Source organism: Psychrobacter sp. TAE2020, from assembly GCF_018919485.1.
Lineage (GTDB): Bacteria > Pseudomonadota > Gammaproteobacteria > Pseudomonadales > Moraxellaceae > Psychrobacter.
In genome coordinates, this window is sequence record NZ_JAHLMU010000001.1 from 1,707,889 (window position 1) to 1,727,116 (window position 19,228).

Here is a 19,228-nt window from a genome sequence, read left to right on the forward strand (position 1 = left end):
TCAATGCTCAATCCAGCTTAGTGGGTTGATACGTTTATCAGTATTGAAACCATCGAGAGGACCGCAAGTAGGGCCTGTACAAGTAGGCGGTGCAGGTTTGCAATCACCACTCGGGCAGATAACTTTAGGCTGGCAATCATCACCTTCACAGCGGTTAACTAAGCTACTAAAAGTACTAGTATCATTGAACTGGCTGATAATATTATCAACAATTCCTGAACCAGCATTAAAAGTAGAGCGTACAGTCAATATCCCGTTACCGGCACTATCTAAGCAAGTACCATAAGGTAAGCAAGTACGTTCGCGTTGCGTCTCACCTTTGACACCAGCGCTACAAGCCTGAACTTCTTGCCCTTCGTCAGGGTTATAGGAAGAGGATACTAATATCCCAGCTAATGCATCTGGCTCATTGAACATTTTTATTTTGTAGGGGCCAGTAGTTTGCGGCGTCTCATTTAACCAAGCCGTGAATGGCATGTACCAGCCTTGTATAGCACCACTCTGCATTCCTTCTTTAATACCTGAGGTAGCTATATCTGCAGCAGAAAAAGTTAGCTTTTGTAGTTTATCGTTTCTATTGCTGATACCTGCTACCTTATTCACAGGTGTACGTAAATTCATCGTCGGCGTTGTAGCGGTGCCATAATAAAATAAATCACTACGGGCAACATCCTTATCGATAATATTGTATAGCGCGTCGGGGATATTTCTGGTTGCCGTTACCGGATTACTGCGATCCCCTGTTCCTACTGTCACTATAGCTTGTACACCATTAGCGCTGCCTGGTGTACCAGCAGCATCTACATAGCTATACTTGCCATTATAAAAGGTTACCAGCGGACGCTCATAAATACGTGGTGGTGCATCGCCAGTCGCAACTTGGTCGCTAACGTCTAACACTTTGACTACTCTATCTACCTTAAAGTTATCAGTGTCGGCATTATTATTAATATCAACGCGCCAAACTTGACCGCCTAAATCTGCGAAGTAGATATGATCTATAAGACCATCGTAGTTACGATCCATAGCTCTGATCTGCGTAACAATACTATGTTTAAGGTCTGGCGCTTTTGAATACTGCAGAGAAGCAGAACGAGTAGTACTGTTACTACTACTGCCACTATTGCTTGCCCACCAAAGTAAAGCGCCATTATTTACGGCGGTGTCTATGGTTTCTTCATTATTGGTTTTAGTTTTGGCTTCACCCACTTGTAACATATAAACGCCATTACCTTGGGCCGCTGCTTTATTATGACATTGAGCGTTATTCGGGTAGCTAGTATTTAATTTGAAATTTGGATCTTCATAACAGCTATCGTAACCCCCAGGTAACAGGCTAACCATCACTCGTTTACCACCACTTTTTACATAACCTAGGCTCGGCTTACCCCATGACTGACCCATGCGGGCAAAAGCTTTTTGTTCTGCTGTGCTGCTGCCAGTAACGTTATTTTTAGTACCAGCTAGAGTTAGACTATTATTTTGTAATTGATTGGCATAATTAGAGCCAACCCCGTAGATAATCTTAGGGCTGTCAACATCTGAGACATCCAGAGCATAATACATAGAGCCACCCATGCGCAGACCACCTAACGCAAAGCTTTGATCGGCTTCATAAGTGTTGACCGTTGTTGCCGTATCACCAGTACCTGTGGTGGTGGCTTTGGTAGTATAAGAAGCATAAGTGAGCCAAGGGGCATCGACTCCATAAGGGTAACTGCCATCTGCAGCAGAACCATTGCCACTGAGTGCTTTAGGCTGCAAATCGAGAATTTGTTTCGGTACAAAAGTAAAGGCTTCTTTACCGGTACTATCATCGAGCATGTGCAAGGCACCATCCATAGAGCCATAAATAATATAATCTTTACGGTTACTAGTATCGAACCTACCCATAGCATCAATAGCTACTTTTTTGGTAATCAGCTGCGGTATAGAATGCAACACACCACCTATGTTTTTCAGCCCTTTATCATGGGTAGACGTTAACGCAGTATTATCAGTTACTGTAGTAGTTGCAGGCTCGCTATAGCCCATAAAATTGAGCAAAGTTAGTTTTTGTAGATTAGTGTAGCTGGTCAAAGCAGCAAAATTTGCAGGCTTATTATCAGTAACCACTTGTGGATTGACGAGACTACTACCAACGTCAACGAACAAGTTCCTATTACCCACATTCGTAGTAGCATTGCCGAATACTTGTTGAAAAGCACCACCAACCTGTGGCTTTGCCAAATCAGGTTTTAGGGTATCAGCGCGAGTATCGTCGACGATAGTATTCCATAAGTCATAAGTATTTTTTGCGAATAACCCCGTACTATTAGCAAACACAAAACTATTGTTTGCGCCAAATAAGGTAGTATCTTTAACCTTATATTTCTTGAGATTACCTTTCCATAATAATGATGACTTTGGAACGGGCTCAAGTATGGGTAGATAAGCGAATTTACGTGAGGTGAGACCTCTTAAGCTATCAAGAGGTACTGACATCGTCCCTGCTGATAGTGATTCAATCTCTATTTGACTAACATCTTCGATAAAGCTTCTGACACTATTGGCAACCTCTAAAGACTCTTGCGTATAATAAAATCCACCCTCACCATAACCGTAGCCTTTTTCGCCAAGTTTACATAAGTTCTTAGCGTCTTGATTAGTAATAGCAGAGTTATCACAATCATAGACTGGTACTCTCTCAATCGTGCCATCGGACACAGTGATAGATTTTGTTATCTTTGCTTGCGCTACAATCTCTTCAAACACTCGGCCAAAGCCTACCGCTGCCGTCAAAACTGAAGTATTTTTAGCATTATTGCTATTATTCAATGCTTTTGAATACTCACCGATACATTGCCAACCAGATTGCTCCCCTTGCCTACTCCCTATATTGGTTAAACCCGAGTCACAAGAAGCCCCCATAGACATTGCGCTACCGCTTAAGCTAGCTTCCATCAAGGTGATAGTCTCTGCATAAGCTCTGTTAGGCTCACCATCAGTCAAAAAGTAGACCCCATAACCATCACATTGGGCAGGCACACCACTAAGAGGTGAGCGGTAGGTCAACTTATTCGGCTGAACCTTAGTATCATTGACCGACAAATCAAAACCACTTGGCGTTTTCCTTGAATTACTCTTACTCCAATCTTTAGTAATAGCTCTGAGATAGCGAGTTGTTTTGAGATTAGTAAAGCCGGAATTAAAATTATTTAGCAGTCCTAAATTTAGAGAACTAGCGTTATCTTGCACTTTTCTTTCGTTATTACACGGATAATATTTATAATTATTATGAGTGGAAAAGCTAGTTTCATTCTTAGTACATTTATATAGGTCATGCTTACCATTGGTAAGTTCTGAATAGCCAACCTCTAGATAACGAGTGGTCTGACTGCTGGTTAAGGTATTGGTCCCTAACATATAAGCACCTGCTTCAGCATAAGCGTTAGCAGTAGGAGTTCCATTGATGTTTGGCTGCAGGTTCTTAATGTCTTCAATTAATCTTTTTCGATGTTGCAAGGTCAAATTTAAAGCTGGTACCAGTATTTGACCTCCTTGAATCTCAAAATGACCTAGATAAAATTTACCTAGTCCTATTTTGTATTTACTCAGATCGGCACTACTGCCAAAAGCATCCTTACTTTTGGGGTTAGCAAACATAGGTATCAATGCATTTTTTAGACGCCCCATACGACTATAGTATTTTTTTAAATCGGCATCATATCTATAGCTCACACTATAACTGACGCTATCGTTTGTTATTACGCCATCATCGTCATAGATGTAGGAAGTAATAGTTTCGTTCCTGATAGGATCTCGCAAATTCACCAGTGGGTAATCTGCTTCAATACTATTATTATTCATACTACCTGAGTTATCGAGCATCATCATAATAGTGGCATTACCAAAAGTCGCACCTTGGTATATCTCTAAATCGGAGGTGTGGCCAGCGCTGCTTGCCATACACCCTAAGACTGCTGTTGATAGTAGTCTTATACCCCAGCCTCTTCTAATAAGATAAGCTGGGTTATCTTTGATTTTTGCTGAGACTTTCATAGTAATCGCCCATATATATTTATCGCTGTTATAAATAATTTGCTATCTCTCAGGTAACATTACGCTAGATACTGAAACTGATGCCTCTAATAACATTTTAGCTTCCAGAGACACACTTAACCCCAACAGGCTGATTGATATAAGTCTGCTGCTGAGTTTGATACGGCACGCTCAATGCAGCCAAACAACTATCTACAGTATTATTACCGGTACGCAACTGTTTAAAACAGCCAGAAATAGAGGTGGTATTATTACTACTAGGATTACCTAATGGAGCGCTAGATAGCGCTGGTATGACTGAGGTGACATAACCGACAAAGGTAGTACAGCCAATAGAGGCATTTTCTCCTGTAGTTGCTGGTTCAACATTGTCGGACGAGGTACCAGATCCTTCTGCAGAAAAAACACCTTGGGTTTCAGATCGTACAAAGGTCATTTGGGTAATGACTCGACCTTCACTGACATAATCATCGCTATCATTAGGGTTGCAATAACCATTGTTTTTATTAGTCAGTAAGGCATTGTTTTGATCGATCTCACTAATTTTGAGGATACTAAATAGCTCAGTACTACGCGGTCTAACACAAAAACTAATCTTATGACCCTCTCGCTCGCTACTGGATATATAGCCCTTTAAAGTATCTTTTTTTTTGCGGTTATTAGCACTTGAGATACGATCTTCTTTTTCAACTTTTAACAAGGCAGCATCATTAGCCTGAAACAATAGTTTATTTACTTGATCAGCAGTAGCTATTTTAAGATCAGTAGTGCTTTGTCTAACGGCAACTGCTCCTACTATCGTAATTAAAATCAACACTAGCATTACCACGATCAACACTGCACCGGTTTGATTATCTAAGCTCGTGGATACTTTAGGAGGGTTTATAGTCCTAGGATTCATCATAAACCTCCTCTAGCATTACGTAATAAGATGGTGCTTTGGTAAACATTGCGTAAATATGTTGGGCCAGCTGCAGCCGCTGTACTAAGCTCAGCATCCACCTTATCTAAAACTGTGAATCTCAACTGACTATTGGCTTGCGCACTCGCTGTTGGATTATCTGATCGTGCTAACACTCCAATCTGTAAGCTGACAATACGTCTAGTATCAAGCAATGACGTAAGATCTGCTGCAGCAGGAATAGCCACATAAGCAATGTCTAAATTTTCAGGATCAGTAGCAAAACTTCTACTCGATGATATGCCAAGCGTTGCTCTAAAATAATCAACGTTGGATATAATGATAGTGCCATTTCCGGCTAAATTATTATTTCTCACTTTAGCAGGCACAGCTGGTGTGGTAGTTACAGCTGGTATAGCGGGTGCCGTATAACGGGCTATATCAATACCCGTTACGCTACCAGCAGCAGTCTCATTATAGTCATAGATAGCTGAGGCACAGGCTAGTCCCGGAGCGGCCGGCGTGACGGTATTATCCATTCGTACAAAATAGCGCTCGATTACATAAAACCCTGCCGGTATCGTATCGCCCTCACAGTCAAAAGCATTCTGTCTATCTGATCGATATTGAATCGTTAGTTGATCACTGTTGGCAACCCTAGTACCTTTTAAGTTACTTATACTATTGCTAGACGCATTGCTGGTTAATAAAGCTGCCGGAATAGCGGCATTATTTAATACTAAGCCAGATAAATTACCTTGTAGCCAACTGACTGGTGTACCAGTAGCAACAGGCGTGGTAAGTACAACCCCTCCCTGTGGCGTCAAGTGATTCATAAAAAACTCATCATACGCAGTCGTGGCTTTGGCGCCGTAGTTAGTACGTCTTAGATGTTGCTGAATTTGAGAAAAACCAAAAATAGCATTGTGTTGAATCTGTGAGCTGGCTTGTTGACGGCGGCTATTAACTGAGCTGGTATAAAATAGTTGTAATGCCGCAGCAGAGACTAACAAACCTAATACTAGAGCAATCATTAACTCTACTAAGGTGAAGCCTTTTACTTGATTAAAAACAGGATCTTGGATAGCGCCATTATTTTGTGTAGTGGATTGTGGGAGGTTGGGATCCTTTGAATTCATCTCATATCTCCATCATCATGCAAGTAGCTTTAGAATGATAGTTACCACCTACTTGCTCTACCACATCGTCAACATCGATAACTGTTGCCGTTAAACAGTCTGTGTCTTCGTCGCTGCCAACAGTAGCTGTGGTATTACCCCACGCTGAAATCAAACAGTACGAAAACATAATGTTGCTTGTCACATCAGCACCATTTCCGCCAGTATTAGGGCAAGGATGCATCTGTATTTGGAAATCATAATTTTGTAAGTTCGCTTTGATTTTATAGCTTTCAGCTTCTGCAAACTGGACAGGAGTACATAAAGTGGTTACCGCTGCTCCATCTAAGCCACACTGAATACTAGGTGCGGTAACTGTGTCTACGTTATTAATATTAGTCTGATAAGTTTCGATTGCGAAAGGATTGGCGTGAATTTTTTCTGCTATATTGCGCATTATTACTATCGATTGCGAACGCTCAAACGATTCATTAGTTGCTTTTATAGCTTGGCCTTGTAGCGCGCTATACCCTAGTATGGCCACCGCTAATAACAATAGTGCAACCATCACTTCTACTAGTCCTACGCCTACCTGTGTGTCATCAATCTTCATTAACAGCTCCCGGCATTTATAATGCTAATATTAGCGATTTTATTGACCACCACTTGCTTTGGGGTCTCACTATCGGAGCTATCATCACAGATAGTATAGACAACTTCGGTACTTGCTCCACTTATGAGCTTATTCAGTTGAAAGACAACTTGAGTAACACTGCTAGGGCTAATAGCCTGACTTACTATACTTTGGCTTTTGACACTGTAAGTAGCGATGAGAGTATTATTTCTACCTGTTAAGGCTATTGTGTTTAAGCTAAGGTTATCAATAACCGTAACGTCCTGACGACGAATGATACTTTCCGCCTTAGCCTCTTTTAGAGTGCTCTGTATATTTACTGCCGTCGATTTAACCCGCTGATTGGCTAGCTTAATACTAAAGCTAGGAGCAGCAATAGTGACAATAATAGCCATCAGTTCAATCAGAGCAAACCCAGCACCAGTCGTCTTTTGTCGATCTGATGAGCTATTTATAATTACTTTCACCGCTCTATCCTATTTACCAACTTATGAGTAATTTTTATAACTTATATCAATCAACGCTATTTAACGGTTCTCACTAAAGCATTAATATTTAACAGTTTGTATTCAATAATTTATAACTAAGCGCTGCAATTTTCATTCCACCATATTTATAAATAACTATAAAGTAGTGATGACTGCTGAAATCCTAGAGCGCTTTGCTTCATAATAGTTATCAGTAATGCTAATAGGAACTAAAATTAACCACTGAGCTTTTATAAAAAAATACGACAACTGTCCACTATTTGGCATAGTTAAAAACAATGCTACGAGTTAACAGTGCTACGCATAGCAGTGCAAGGTTAGTTACCCTGATAAAGTAGCTAAAGGGAGTCATTACTGCCATGGGCGATAGCGTAGGCAGTCATGTGGTAGGGAGTGTGAATAGAGGGGCTGTTAATAGAAGGATTCTCAGTAGAGTTATTTATAAGTTGGCGGTTAGAAGGTTGAGAGTGCGCATGTAAGGTAGTTGCCAATGCTTGCAAACTAGCACCAGTAGTCGCTATATCGTCGAATAACAATAAACGTTTGACTGTTGGTGGCTTAGTGACTACAAAAGCGTTATCTAAATTACTCAGGCGTTCAGCGCGAGTTAAACCTTGCTGACTAAGTGTACTGTCTGTGCGCTGTACTCCTTTCCATAAGGGAATCTGCCAGTGTTTGGCCAAATATGCTGATAGGATGGTTACTGGGTCGAAACCACGCTTGCGCAAGCGACTGTTGGTAGTAGGCATAGGTACGATGACACTATTAGCATGATGACAGCCTTTGGGCCGTGGTAACTGCCGTAGAATATGTACTAGGAGTGGTAATTTACTGATATCCTCATAGTGCTTAAAAGCACGAAAAGCAGGACGAATAGGATAATGGTAGTAAGTAGCTGCCTGAATGGGCAAAGAGATAGCTGGCGCAATATCGACAGCAAAAGAAGGTGGTAGCCAGACTATACTATCTTGACAATAGCTACATAGCAGTCCGCTATTAAGGTAATGACTTAGGCGTGTTACAGGATTAGTGACGGTCTTAACGCTGTTAATTACCAGCCTGCTCGGCTGAATGTGGCATAGCTGACAGCGTCTATTAACATATTCTGCTATAGAGACACCTGCTTGATAAGGGGCCATTCTCTGCATAGAAGCTCCTTATTAATTAGGATGGATGTGGTTATCTGTAGCCAAATAAACAGGTTCAAGCCTAAGCAATTGCTAACTGGCTCAAACCCTGTTTTGTATAAGCTGGTTACTCTAAAACCCTTTCCAGTCGTTAAGTACTATCCCGACACCAACAGCTGTAGTCTCATGGTTATAGTCAATGATCGACTCACCATAACCTTGGAATAACTGCACATAGCCATTGACGTTCTTAGTCAAAGGATAAACGTAATCAATTTGAGCCGCGCCTTTGTTAGTGCTGGTATTATAACGGAGGGTACCACTTATGCTCTGTTGCTTAGGTAAGTCGTACAAGAACTTCACATCACCATGACCCATAAAATCTTCGATATCAGCATTATCTTCACTAGATTCATCTTCATTTTTTACGCGCGCCCATATTCGTGGCACGATAGAAAACTTACCCCATTCAGCCCCGCCCATTAGATATATTCGGTTCCAAGAGCGTGATACTGGTTCAGACTTACCGTTTGAATGATGCATCGCCCCTAACCCTAACATCCGTAAGCGCCCACCAAAAGGTAGATTCGCGGTTACAGGCTGAGTCAGGAAAATCTCTGGCTGGTAATCAGTGGCTCTAAAAGGGCGTGAGTTATCTTCATTATAAACTTGCCAATGCGAATCTTGGGTATAACCAAACCATAAGTCAGCATTAGTACCGAATAAATCTTCGGCAACTTTAGATTTTAGGGATAACTGAAACTTTAACTCAGTGTTGCGAATGTCATTAGAAGTAAATTCTCCTCCATCTAGTGAAGGACTATTTGGGCTTAGATTAGGCTTAGCCGTATAAAATAAAGGGAGCACATAGTTTGGGTTATGAGGACGAATGGTCCAAGTACCGCGTTCGCTGTTTTTATCAAGATCATAAGCCAAACTTAATGGGGTATACTTTTCAAGATCAGTTTGCGTGACCCCAGCATCCTCTAACACTTTAGCTTCATTTTTGGTCAAGCCTACAGTGCTTAACGGCTCGTTATCAGCAGCTTGATTGGCCAGTAGTCGATCCGTATTCTGCACATTATCAAGATCCGTATCTACTGTCAATACCACTTGCGGACTGCCAGTTATGGTGGTCTTGAGGGTTTTTACTAGATCTAGTGACTGTTTTGTCGCTAGATTAGTTTCGCCTTGGTTCGCCACTTTATCGAAACAAGCTAAGCGTGCGCCATCAGTCTGTACTTGCGTGCAGTCAAAAAATAGCTGGGTTTGCTTAGCTACCAATTCTTTACTAGCGGTTTCTCGGCTACTAACAGGCGTACTGGGGGTTTTTAGGCGATTATAGATAACTTTTGGTACATTATTATCTTGTTCGACTAACACATCTGATACTGATAATTCATTATAAGTTTTACTAGTTGCTGCTTGCGCTGAAAACGCAAAACAGCTGAGCGTCACACCAATGGCTATACTTAGATAAGTAGGCACAAAAGTCACGCTGTGGCGCGGTGAGATAAAATCGGCAGACATAGAGATCCTTTATCTTAACTGGCAGTAGCGCCAACAGATGGTCTAAAAGATAGGAAAAACAGGTGAATTGGAAAATCTTAAAACGCAATAGCCGTTAATAAACCAACACTATAGCATGTTGAAATTGTTACTTTATTGTAATGAATATATATCTACTATACTAGCTTTATCACATATTTAATGTGCCAGCCAATAGCCCTTTATTGGGCAGCATTGCGGTTATTTATAGTGTTGAGTCACTATTATATCTTAGAGATACCCTTTGATTCTGACTCACTCAGCCGATTTAATCACTATATTTTTATAGCTAGTACGCTGTTAGTAGAGAGATAATTATAGTTTAAACTTCATTAGCAAAAATTTGACAAAAAAAGCCAGCAACTATTTTAATAGCGCTGGCTGATTCTTACTTTCACTAGCGAGGTAGTAGTTTTGGCTTATTTATTCAAAGTAGTTAAAGTCTGTTCGAACTCTTCACGACCTATTTCGCCAACTTGTTTATTGACCAGTTCACCGTCTTTATAATACAGCAACGTCGGCGGACCAAATAGCTTATAACGAGCCAAGATAGCTTTTGAGTCTTCATTGGTATCTGTGATATCTAAGCGAACTAACTGCCAGCCTTGCATCTGTGCTGGACGACTAGTAAACAAATTCTTATCCATAATCCGGCATTCGATACACCATTCAGCAGTGACATCCACTAACACTTTAGGATTAGCAGCAGTGATGACATCCAGCTCTGCTAAGGTAGTAATATTCTTATCAGTAGCATTACTCGCTGCTAGCTCTTGATTGCCTGCTCCACCAGCTGCTTGGATCATCATCGGTGCAGCTCCTAACGATTCTAAGGGGTGTAAACTATCATCGTTACCTAAAGCGGCGCCGATAATTAAAGTTGCCGCCCAAATACCAGCGACTAACCCTAATGCTTGCGTAAGCATCCGGCCTTTGCCCAACCAGCTCCAAGCCCAAGTAGCCACTACCATAAACCAAAGTGCCCAAACTAATAACATAACTGACGATATAAATACGCGCTCAACTAATAGCAATGCCACCGCAAATAGTAATAAAGAAAAGCCTACTTTGACCCAGTTCATCCACTCGCCGGCTTTAGGCATGATGCTACCTTGAGTCGCCCCAATTAGGATAAGTGGCGCCGATAAGCCAAAGCCCAGCATAAATAAAGCGGCAAAACCCAGTAGTGGACTGCCAATAGTAGAGACCGCCAGCAAGGCACCAAATAGGGGTGCTGATACACAAGGCGATACAACTAGTGCCGATAAGAAGCCAGCAGCTAGACTGCCCCCAGCGCTACCCAATTTACTATCACCAGCTTGGCTTAAGCCTTGCATTTTGCTAGTGATGAAACGTGGCAAACGTATAGTAAACACTCCGAGCATATAGAGCGCTAATAATACAAAAACAATAGCAAAGCTAATCAATATTATTGGGTTCTGTAGCCAGCCGATGATACCTAAAGACTCACCAAATACCGCAATCACGGCTCCCAGGATACCATAAGCGATAGCGACCCCTACCGCATAGCTAGTAGTCAGTATCACCCCTTTTTTGACCGTTGGATTCTGCTGACGAGCAACGATGTTTGCCACGATAGGTAACATCGGTAGCACGCAAGGGGTAAATGCCAAGCCAAGACCAGCTAAAAACAATAATAATAATGCCAACCAAGGGTGGCTTGCTAGTCCAAATGGATCACTTTCTGATAAGCCGTTATTGGCCTCAATAGCATTAACCTCATCCCCTATTGGACTACTGTCAGCGCCAGACATAGTGCTAGTTTCAGTGTCAGTACTAGATACAGTATCAGTGTCAGTGTCAGCACCAGATATAGTATCAGTGTCAGTGTCAGTGTCAGCACCAGATATAGTATCAGTGTCAGCACCAGAGATAGTGTCCGTTTCAGTATTTGCACCGGAGATGCTATTGGTGGCTTCAGTATTAGCAGCCTCTACAGCGTCATCATTTGCAACAACCGATGGCTCAGCGCTAGCGTTTTTTGCTGGGGAGCTAACAACGGCTGTTACGGCAGCGGCCTTAATAGTATTAACAGGCGCTGATTTTTGTGGGGTAGCAGCAATATTAACGGTAGTTTTGATCTTTTCAGGAGGATAGCAAAGACCTGCTTTAGCGCAGCCTTGCCAGCCAACAACTACTGCTGCGTTAGTTATACTTTTGCCACTAGTGCTAGTTAAGGTAGTCCTCGCTTCCATATTAGCTTGATCAAATACTGGCACTTTGCCAAAAGTTGGATCATCAATTAATACTGGAGTGCGATTAAAAGTAAAAGGTGCTGCGCTCACGCCAGCTGGCAAAGTTAACTTCAGCTGATCTCTATAGACATAATGTCCAGGCGTGATAGTGAAATTCACTGCTAAACTTGTGCCTTTAGCTGAGGCTTTGCTGCTACTGGTGACTTTAAAAGCTTGCTCTACTGGCAAGAATTTTGACTGAGTAGCACTTTTATCATTACTAAACAAATCGCCTAAGCCTGCAGCTTGGCTAGTCATAGCGCCCATTCCAGCCGTTAGTACGCTGCTAGCGATAGCAAAAGCTAATAAACAAGACTTTTTACTAGCAGTATGCTTTATTGCTGCTGATGATGGTTCTGGCGTCTTTCTAGACATGAAGGCTACCTTGTTATTACCGGTTAATACTGATTAATAGTGAAACTGTAGGTACTGATAGAGGATGCTTACTTACAGCTTTTATTGCCAATGAGTGCGTAGCTACTAAACTAATAACTACGCCATTAATAGCGATGTAGAGGCTAGTCATTGCACTAGGAACTACTTACGAGCTGGAGCTATATTCACAGTAGTTTTGATCTTTTCAGGTGGATAACAGAGACCTGCTTTGGCGCAGCCTTGCCAGCCAATAACTAGAGCAGCATTTTTTATAGGTTTGCCATTAGTAGAAGTCAAAGTAGTAGTCGCCACCATGTTTCTTTGAGTGAATACGGGTACTTTACCAAAAGTCGGATCATTGATGGATACGGGCGACTGACTGAACTTAAAAGGCGTAGCACGCACACCCTTAGGGAAAGTTAAGGTCAAGCGGTCTTTATAGACGTAATGGCCAGGAGTAATGTCAAAGTTAATAGACAATACCGTACCTTGAGTGCTAGCTTTATTACTACTAACGACTTGAAAAGCTTTATCAACAGGGAGGAACTTCGACTGTGAAGCGCTTTGGTCATTTCCAAATAAATCACTCAAACCAGCGGCTTGCGTAGTCATAGTGGTAGCGCTTAATCCGGCTACTAGAGAAATACTAGTCAAGGCTAACAGCAAGATAGAGGATTTTTTGCTGCTTGCCTTTTTGGGTATTGATTTTTGTGTAAACATGGAAAGCTACCTTTTATTACTAATGTTTAAAGCTATTTATATTTAGAGATATTTATATTTAGAGCTGTTTAAAATTTTAAACTGTGCTTAATGACTAGTCATAAATACTAATCATAGATAGATGGTTATTTCTTATAAGCGACTAACAAGTTAATGGGCCTATTTATAGTTTTACAATCATGAGGGCGATTGTTACTGCTTCAACTGTTGGTTATATAAACCCTGTCGTTGCTAAACTCTTCCGTAAGAATCTTATTAAACCCACTGTAATAAAACGCTCATAAAAAATATCAACCAATAACTCGTTACTGGTTGATATTATGCGCTTTTCTATCAAGCTATAAGTTACTAGTTATCAACCCTAAGTTGATGCCAAATAGCTATCTATCTAGCTTGGCATATATAGCTTATAACTATAACTGAGCATGGATGTCAGCATCTAGGCCTTCCACGCCTTGCTGATTATCGCCTCCCAAAGAGAACAAGTCATAAGGCTTACCCTCAGTACCAAGAGCCACATACTGCATTTCATTCTCCCAATCATCGGTTGAATAACCGCCTTTGATATAGCCGCCTTCAGGGTAGTTCTTAGCGTCTGCTGGCGGTGTAGTTAGCACATCCAAACCTTGGGCTATGGTTGGATAGCGGGAGTTGTCCACTTTGTACATATCTAGAGCATTAGAGACAGTGGCTAGCGCCGTTTCAGTGGTTTTGACTCGTACCTTGTCGCTTTGTCGCTTTGTCCTACCACTTTTGGTACTACTAAGCCTGCCAAGATAGCCAAAATAACAATAACTACCATAATCTCAATCAGGGTAAATTCTGTCTACTGGCGATGAGTAGGTAAGATCATAGTGCTAGTTTTATTTATAATTTTTAGCTGAGTATTGTTTATATCCTGTTGCTCAAAGGAGCTTGTTTGGCTTGACTTAAATCAACTTTGCTTGAATATAGTTATCACTGATATCGTCACTCTTATAGTAGTTCATACTGAAATAAATAATTAGGCCTTAGTCACTATAGACTATGGTTTTAAATTTATCTACCTTTGTTCTCTACCTTTGACAGCTATTATTGATACCCTATTGGCCTCTAATACTATCAGTGACTACTCACTGCTAAAACAACAGCTATAAGCGACAAGCACCTGACACTGGCCACTATAAACCAATGAATTGACTAGTAATAGTAAAAATCCTTATCAAGCATCAATCTAATACAGTAAGTAAAGCTTAAGAAACCTAAAGCTAAATTAAGTAAAACATCTGTAATAGAAAGCGTAGGAATACCATCGCTGCTGAGCATTAGATATAGGCTTATTGCTGGGTGCTATCCATCTAGATTTTGCATGCAGATCCCTGTCGAATAGCAGTCAAAGCTATCGATGCTGTTTGGGACTTTAGCTGCAAATAACAGATATATAGAGGAGCGATTCTAAAGAGGTGGTTAATGAGGATTAGTTATACAAGGGTTATAGGCTAGCTATAATCTTTAGAAGATATTGGCTGATTTGACTAGGCTATTTTCGCTATTTAGTCAACTTAGTCCGCCGTAGTAAGCATCAGCCTGCTAAGTCATTCATATTAACGATAGGCAGCATGACTGCCATGACGATAATCATTACTACTACCCCCATCAGAACTAACATTAGCGGCTCTAACAAAGATAATAAAGTACTAATAAAATTCGTGGCTTCAGCTTCTTGCATGTTTGCCGCTCGACTAAGCATGTTTTCAAGCTCGCCTGAGTTTTCGCCACTTTTGATCATCTGTACCATCATCGGTGGAAAATAACCGGATTTTTCCAATTGGCTGGATAAGCTTGCCCCTTCAGTAACTCGATCAGCGGCGGTAATGATATTGCGCTGAATATGTAAGTTAGTATTAACAGCCGCGCCAATGTGTAGTGCTTCGATTAGCGGTACGCCTGAGCGCACTAATATCGCTAGAGTACTAGCGAAACGCGCTGCGTTAAGAGCTTTAGATAAACGTGCCAATATCGGTAATCTGAGGACTAAGCTATCTAAGGTTAGCTTGCCCGCTTGCGTCTGCGCAAAACGATAGAATAATAAGCTCATACTGGTTAACACTATCAGCATTAACCACCACCATTGAGTGATTAAGTTAGACAAGGACAGAACGATTTGAGTGATTAATGGTAGCGCTTGCTCAGATTGCTCAAATACTTTGACTATTTTGGGGACTACAAAGCTCATCAAACCCACAATCACCGCTAAGGCCATGACCATCAAGACGATAGGATAAACCATAGCACCTTGGATTTTCTTTTGTAGTGCAAAGCGGTTTTCGGTTTAATCTGCCAGCTGATTAAGGATCAGATCAAGGTGTCCAGATTTCTCCCCAGCAGCAATAGTAGCAATGTATAGCGGTGGGAAACTGGCCGCTTGTTGTAAGGATCGAGCTAAGCTCAAGCCCTCTAGTACATGCGCACGCACCGTTAGCATCAAAGACTTAATATGGATCTTGGGGTATTGTTTGGCGACTGCAGCGAGGGTTTCTTCTAGGGGAATACCAGCAGCAAGTAGGACTGATAATTGACGGGTCAGTAATGCCAGCTCATAAGCAGAGGGTTTTTTATAACGGCTTTTATGTTTACTGTACTTATCATTGACAGCGCTAACGTCTACTGGTGTCCACTGCTTATCACGTAGCTGCTGACGTATTTGTCACGCAGAATCACCTTCAAGCAAGCCTTTTTGAACGGCTCCTTGATCATCAAGGGCCTTATAATGATAAGCAGGCATAGCTTTGATTATCCTAAAGCAAATGGGCAAAAGACGGTAACGATTAGCTCTTTTCTACCTAGCGCTCAACCGTTTGTAGATAAATCGTCAGTTAATAATTAGTTAATAGGTAGATTGCCATTAAATAGTCAAACGGCAGCTGGCGCTTTAGGATCAAAACTTATAGTCAAAAAAGAGGCGTTGAATCACTGCTCTCAGGCATCACTCCTTGCAATAATAAAACATCTAAGTGCTGCTGTTGTAGTTTCTTATCAAAATCATTAACCTCAGCAATCAACATTCTTTCAATACGCTTATCAGAAGCATAAACACTTAACCTGGCACAGATAACCGCCAGCTGATAAATACGTTTTTTGCAGTAGCCATCAAGTCCTTGAAGTAAGCGCACCATATAAGGAGTGTCAAGGCTAGCATAATCAAAATCCAGTACCACATGCTCGCCAAGTGCAGTCACCCCATAATTAATAGACAGATGAGCACAGAAATAACAGCTGAATAAATAACCAACCACATGACCAATATAATAGCCACGATCATAAGTAAAGCTACTAACGCCAAAATGACTGAGCACGTAACTGTTAAGACTGGCCAAGTCGGCTATCGGCTTCAAGTGTTTGAGCTTGCCAACAGTAGGCATACTTAGAGGATTGTGCCCATCTTGCGCAGTCAATTGCCAGCCTGCGGGCTGTTGAGCGGGCATATGACGCACTATATCAGCGATGATGTCATCCACTACATGCAGCTGCTGCCACAAACGCTCAATGGCATCGATATCGATAAGCCCACGTTTATCTAGCTGCTGTGCTAGTAAATATTGCTGATATTCTACAAATTGCGTTTTTAGATTTTGGACTAGATAAGTTGGCCGACTACTAGCAGAGGCTTGATACAATAACCGAGTACGCTGATGCTGGCGATGATAAAGCGCTAAACGCTGCTCAGCGACTGTTAATTCGATAGTATCTTTGTTAATCTCAGCCTCAGCATCAACTAAATTGACAGCAGCGGCACTATTAATAGCAGCGCTCACATCAGTATTAACATCAGCACTAAACGCTTCAGGCAAAGTAAACAACGCTAACAGCTCAGCTTTGTTCAATACTGATGACGCTAAGCTCAGCGAATCCTGTTGCGCAGTAGTCAAGTCTGCACAGCCAAGCCCCTCTACGATAATGTCGGCAGTTGCGGCCTCATTGCTATTGGTAAGCGCTACTTTGGCGCTGCTCTTCAAAATGGGTCGAGTCATAACTTACTATCACCAGTCAAAAATGTAGATTGTCTAAATAACGATCATACAATATATATGAGTGAATTAACTGCTCTATAGTACCTTAACTAACTTAGCTTGTCAGCTGTGCTACTAGCAAAGACTGAACCAGCAGCAATTGCTTTGACACCGACAAAAAAATAGCGTTAAGGCTTAAAAAACACCTCAACGCTATTGCTTTAGTAGCTTGCCTCAATAGTCGAAGCTATTGACTAAGGGCCATTGATCAGTGTAAATAAAATAGAGCTACTAGGGGGTGTTGAACCTTCGATCAAAGCACCGATGATCTTTAAGAGATCAGCTTATGGCGATACCTCTGACGATAAGCTTTTGGCGAAACCCCATAAACGCGTTTGAATGCTTGGCTAAAAGTTGAGTCTGAAGCGTAACCTACTAACTCACTAATCCGACTAATGCTGTTCTGTTGCAAGCGTAAATAGCGCGCTGCTAGCCGTAGTCGGTAATCAATCAAATAAGTCAGTGGCGGCATGCCCACTACGTCCTTAAATCTTTGCGCGAAGCTCGATCGTGACATGCCAGCGACTTCCGCAAGCCTATGAATAGTCCAGTTGTTATTAGGCGCATCATGCATCGCTGCTAGTGCTTTGGCCAGATAGGGATCTTTCATGGCTTGTAACCAGCTGTCTGTAGCCTCAGGCAAGCTCTCTATATAAGTGCGTAGACATTCAATCATCATAATACTAGCCCAGTGATTGATCACCGCTGTCTTGCCCATACGCTGATGCTCAGACTCTAAGGCTAATAGCTTAACCTCTACATCCATAACGCCGAAGCGACCATCTGATTTGACCCCTAGCTCTGGCAACATAGAGGGTAATACTGATAATAAAGGACGAATCATTTGTTTATCGTACTGGCATTCAATCAATATTAAGCAAGCATTGTTAACATCGCCACTATTGAGTTGCAGGATATCACTGTCATCAATAGTCAATAAGTCATCTAAAGGTTTGGCGTTATCACCATTGTGATGTAACGCATAACTCACGTGCTGAGTGGCGTTAGCAATCATGATCGTATCACCAGTATTCGCTTGTCGTACTTCATGGCCTAAATCAATACAGAAGCTACCAGATAATACTAAATAAAACATAATAGTGTCTTTTCTAGAAAACGAATAAGACCAATCACCACAACCATTTAAACGGTGATATTTTGTTTCAATCAAATGCACCTCTTGTAGTAATACACTCAGTGCGTCCATAACCTACTTCCTTAATGGTGTATTGACTGATTAGTCAACCGTAGCAAAATAAACTACTTAATAGCCATCATACAAGGTAAATCGCTTATTTTGGACTTTAAGTAAGAATATAAGTACGCTGCATATCGGTTAAATTTAGAGGGGTAAATATAGCGAGGTTTGATAAATGATGCTGATGACCAATACTTTAAATATACTGGCAACTGAGAGTAGAGGGAGCAACTAAAAACGCAGACGAAAAAAAATGCCAAAAGAGGCAAATGTTGTTTTATAAATTTAATGAACTATAACGAATAAAATATGGGGCGACTGATGGGACTCGAACCCACGACAACCGAGATCACAACCCGGGGCTCTACCAACTGAGCTACAACCGCCATAACTGTTGCCAATAATAGGCAATATTTTCAGGCTAAATGGTGCGCCTGGCAGGATTCGAACCTGCGGCCACCTCCTTAGAAGGGAGATGCTCTATCCAGCTGAGCTACAGGCGCTCTTAAGGGCTTTTTACCTATCTAGGCCTATAAACAACTAAACCTTTATACATAAAAAAAAGCCTGTAAGGCTCTTAAAATAGATGGTCGGAGTGATAGGATTCGAACCTACGACCCTCTGGTCCCAAACCAGATGCGCTACCAAACTGCGCCACACTCCGATGTTCTCTATTACCTCGATAAAACGATTGTATTAACTGGTTAATAGTGCTGCTAACTGGTTAACGTTCCTCGCTATCGAGGTGCACATATTAAGGGCTTATGGCCTCCC

Annotated in this window: 11 protein-coding genes, 3 tRNA genes and 2 pseudogenes; all 16 read right to left on the reverse strand. The window is 41.5% G+C overall.

Translation table 11 applies throughout. The annotated features are described in order from the left end of the window. The 16 genes and pseudogenes from KPY62_RS06900 to KPY62_RS06975 all read right to left on the reverse strand — a co-directional run bounded on the left by KPY62_RS06900 (position 1) and on the right by KPY62_RS06975 (position 19,118). The gene (locus KPY62_RS06900) at positions 1 to 4,041 is read right to left on the reverse strand and encodes a hypothetical protein (protein WP_216581361.1); all 4,041 of its coding nucleotides are present in this window, start codon (positions 4,039 to 4,041) and stop codon (positions 1 to 3) included. Positions 4,042 to 4,138: 97 nt separating this feature from the next. Further along, positions 4,139 to 4,945 carry a pilus assembly PilX family protein gene (locus KPY62_RS06905; protein WP_216581362.1) on the reverse strand — a complete coding sequence of 269 codons (807 nt, stop codon included), beginning with the start codon at positions 4,943 to 4,945 and terminating at the stop codon, positions 4,139 to 4,141. After that, complete coding sequence (locus KPY62_RS06910; RefSeq protein ID WP_216581363.1) at positions 4,942 to 6,081, reverse strand: PilW family protein; 1,140 nt, start codon at positions 6,079 to 6,081, stop codon at positions 4,942 to 4,944. The genes KPY62_RS06905 and KPY62_RS06910 overlap by 4 nt, the downstream gene beginning before the upstream one ends. A gap of 1 nt (position 6,082) precedes the next feature. After that, complete coding sequence (pilV, locus tag KPY62_RS06915) at positions 6,083 to 6,673, reverse strand: type IV pilus modification protein PilV (protein ID WP_216581364.1); 591 nt, start codon at positions 6,671 to 6,673, stop codon at positions 6,083 to 6,085. Then, positions 6,673 to 7,161 carry a pilus assembly FimT family protein gene (locus KPY62_RS06920; RefSeq protein WP_216581365.1) on the reverse strand — a complete coding sequence of 163 codons (489 nt, stop codon included), beginning with the start codon at positions 7,159 to 7,161 and terminating at the stop codon, positions 6,673 to 6,675. Before KPY62_RS06920 ends, pilV begins: the two co-directional genes overlap by 1 nt. 359 nt (positions 7,162 to 7,520) lie before the next feature. After that, positions 7,521 to 8,330: a ComF family protein gene (locus tag KPY62_RS06925; RefSeq protein ID WP_228730602.1), complete on the reverse strand. Its 810-nt coding sequence runs from the start codon at positions 8,328 to 8,330 to the stop codon at positions 7,521 to 7,523. A gap of 111 nt (positions 8,331 to 8,441) precedes the next feature. Further along, positions 8,442 to 9,839, reverse strand: a complete 1,398-nt coding sequence (locus KPY62_RS06930) for a phospholipase A (RefSeq protein ID WP_216581366.1) — start codon at positions 9,837 to 9,839, stop codon at positions 8,442 to 8,444. A 437-nt stretch (positions 9,840 to 10,276) separates the two neighbouring features. Further along, positions 10,277 to 12,487, reverse strand: a complete 2,211-nt coding sequence (locus KPY62_RS06935; RefSeq protein ID WP_216581367.1) for a protein-disulfide reductase DsbD domain-containing protein — start codon at positions 12,485 to 12,487, stop codon at positions 10,277 to 10,279. Between the two features lie 162 nt (positions 12,488 to 12,649). Next, positions 12,650 to 13,207 carry a protein-disulfide reductase DsbD N-terminal domain-containing protein gene (locus tag KPY62_RS06940; RefSeq protein WP_216581368.1) on the reverse strand — a complete coding sequence of 186 codons (558 nt, stop codon included), beginning with the start codon at positions 13,205 to 13,207 and terminating at the stop codon, positions 12,650 to 12,652. Between the two features lie 413 nt (positions 13,208 to 13,620). Then, positions 13,621 to 14,009, reverse strand: a pseudogene (gene gspG, locus KPY62_RS06945) (type II secretion system major pseudopilin GspG). 759 nt (positions 14,010 to 14,768) lie between these two features. Then, a pseudogene (gene gspF, locus KPY62_RS06950) lies at positions 14,769 to 15,971 on the reverse strand (type II secretion system inner membrane protein GspF). A gap of 166 nt (positions 15,972 to 16,137) precedes the next feature. Further along, on the reverse strand, positions 16,138 to 17,217 hold the full coding sequence (locus KPY62_RS06955; RefSeq protein ID WP_228730603.1) for a hypothetical protein: 1,080 nt from the start codon (positions 17,215 to 17,217) through the stop codon (positions 16,138 to 16,140). A gap of 310 nt (positions 17,218 to 17,527) precedes the next feature. Continuing rightward, positions 17,528 to 18,463 (reverse strand): AraC family transcriptional regulator, encoded by a 936-nt coding sequence (locus KPY62_RS06960; protein ID WP_216581369.1) that lies wholly within the window; start codon positions 18,461 to 18,463, stop codon positions 17,528 to 17,530. A gap of 301 nt (positions 18,464 to 18,764) precedes the next feature. Continuing rightward, positions 18,765 to 18,840, reverse strand: a tRNA-His gene (locus KPY62_RS06965). Between the two features lie 40 nt (positions 18,841 to 18,880). Further along, positions 18,881 to 18,957: transfer RNA gene (locus KPY62_RS06970), tRNA-Arg, on the reverse strand. Positions 18,958 to 19,041: 84 nt separating this feature from the next. After that, positions 19,042 to 19,118: transfer RNA gene (locus tag KPY62_RS06975), tRNA-Pro, on the reverse strand. Positions 19,119 to 19,228: the final 110 nt, after the last annotated feature.

Excerpts from the sequence above, each read along its gene's own strand:
- KPY62_RS06935 (WP_216581367.1), bottom strand. The coding sequence starts at position 12,487 with ATGTCTAGAAAGACGCCAGAACCATCATCAGCAGCAATAAAGCATACT.
- KPY62_RS06955 (WP_228730603.1), bottom strand. The coding sequence starts at position 17,217 with ATGACTCGACCCATTTTGAAGAGCAGCGCCAAAGTAGCGCTTACCAAT.
- pilV (WP_216581364.1), bottom strand. The coding sequence starts at position 6,673 with ATGAAGATTGATGACACACAGGTAGGCGTAGGACTAGTAGAAGTGATG.
- KPY62_RS06900 (WP_216581361.1), bottom strand. The coding sequence starts at position 4,041 with ATGAAAGTCTCAGCAAAAATCAAAGATAACCCAGCTTATCTTATTAGA.
- KPY62_RS06905 (WP_216581362.1), bottom strand. The coding sequence starts at position 4,945 with ATGATGAATCCTAGGACTATAAACCCTCCTAAAGTATCCACGAGCTTA.
- KPY62_RS06925 (WP_228730602.1), bottom strand. The coding sequence starts at position 8,330 with ATGCAGAGAATGGCCCCTTATCAAGCAGGTGTCTCTATAGCAGAATAT.
- KPY62_RS06930 (WP_216581366.1), bottom strand. The coding sequence starts at position 9,839 with ATGTCTGCCGATTTTATCTCACCGCGCCACAGCGTGACTTTTGTGCCT.
- KPY62_RS06940 (WP_216581368.1), bottom strand. The coding sequence starts at position 13,207 with ATGTTTACACAAAAATCAATACCCAAAAAGGCAAGCAGCAAAAAATCC.
- KPY62_RS06910 (WP_216581363.1), bottom strand. The coding sequence starts at position 6,081 with ATGAATTCAAAGGATCCCAACCTCCCACAATCCACTACACAAAATAAT.
- KPY62_RS06960 (WP_216581369.1), bottom strand. The coding sequence starts at position 18,463 with ATGGACGCACTGAGTGTATTACTACAAGAGGTGCATTTGATTGAAACA.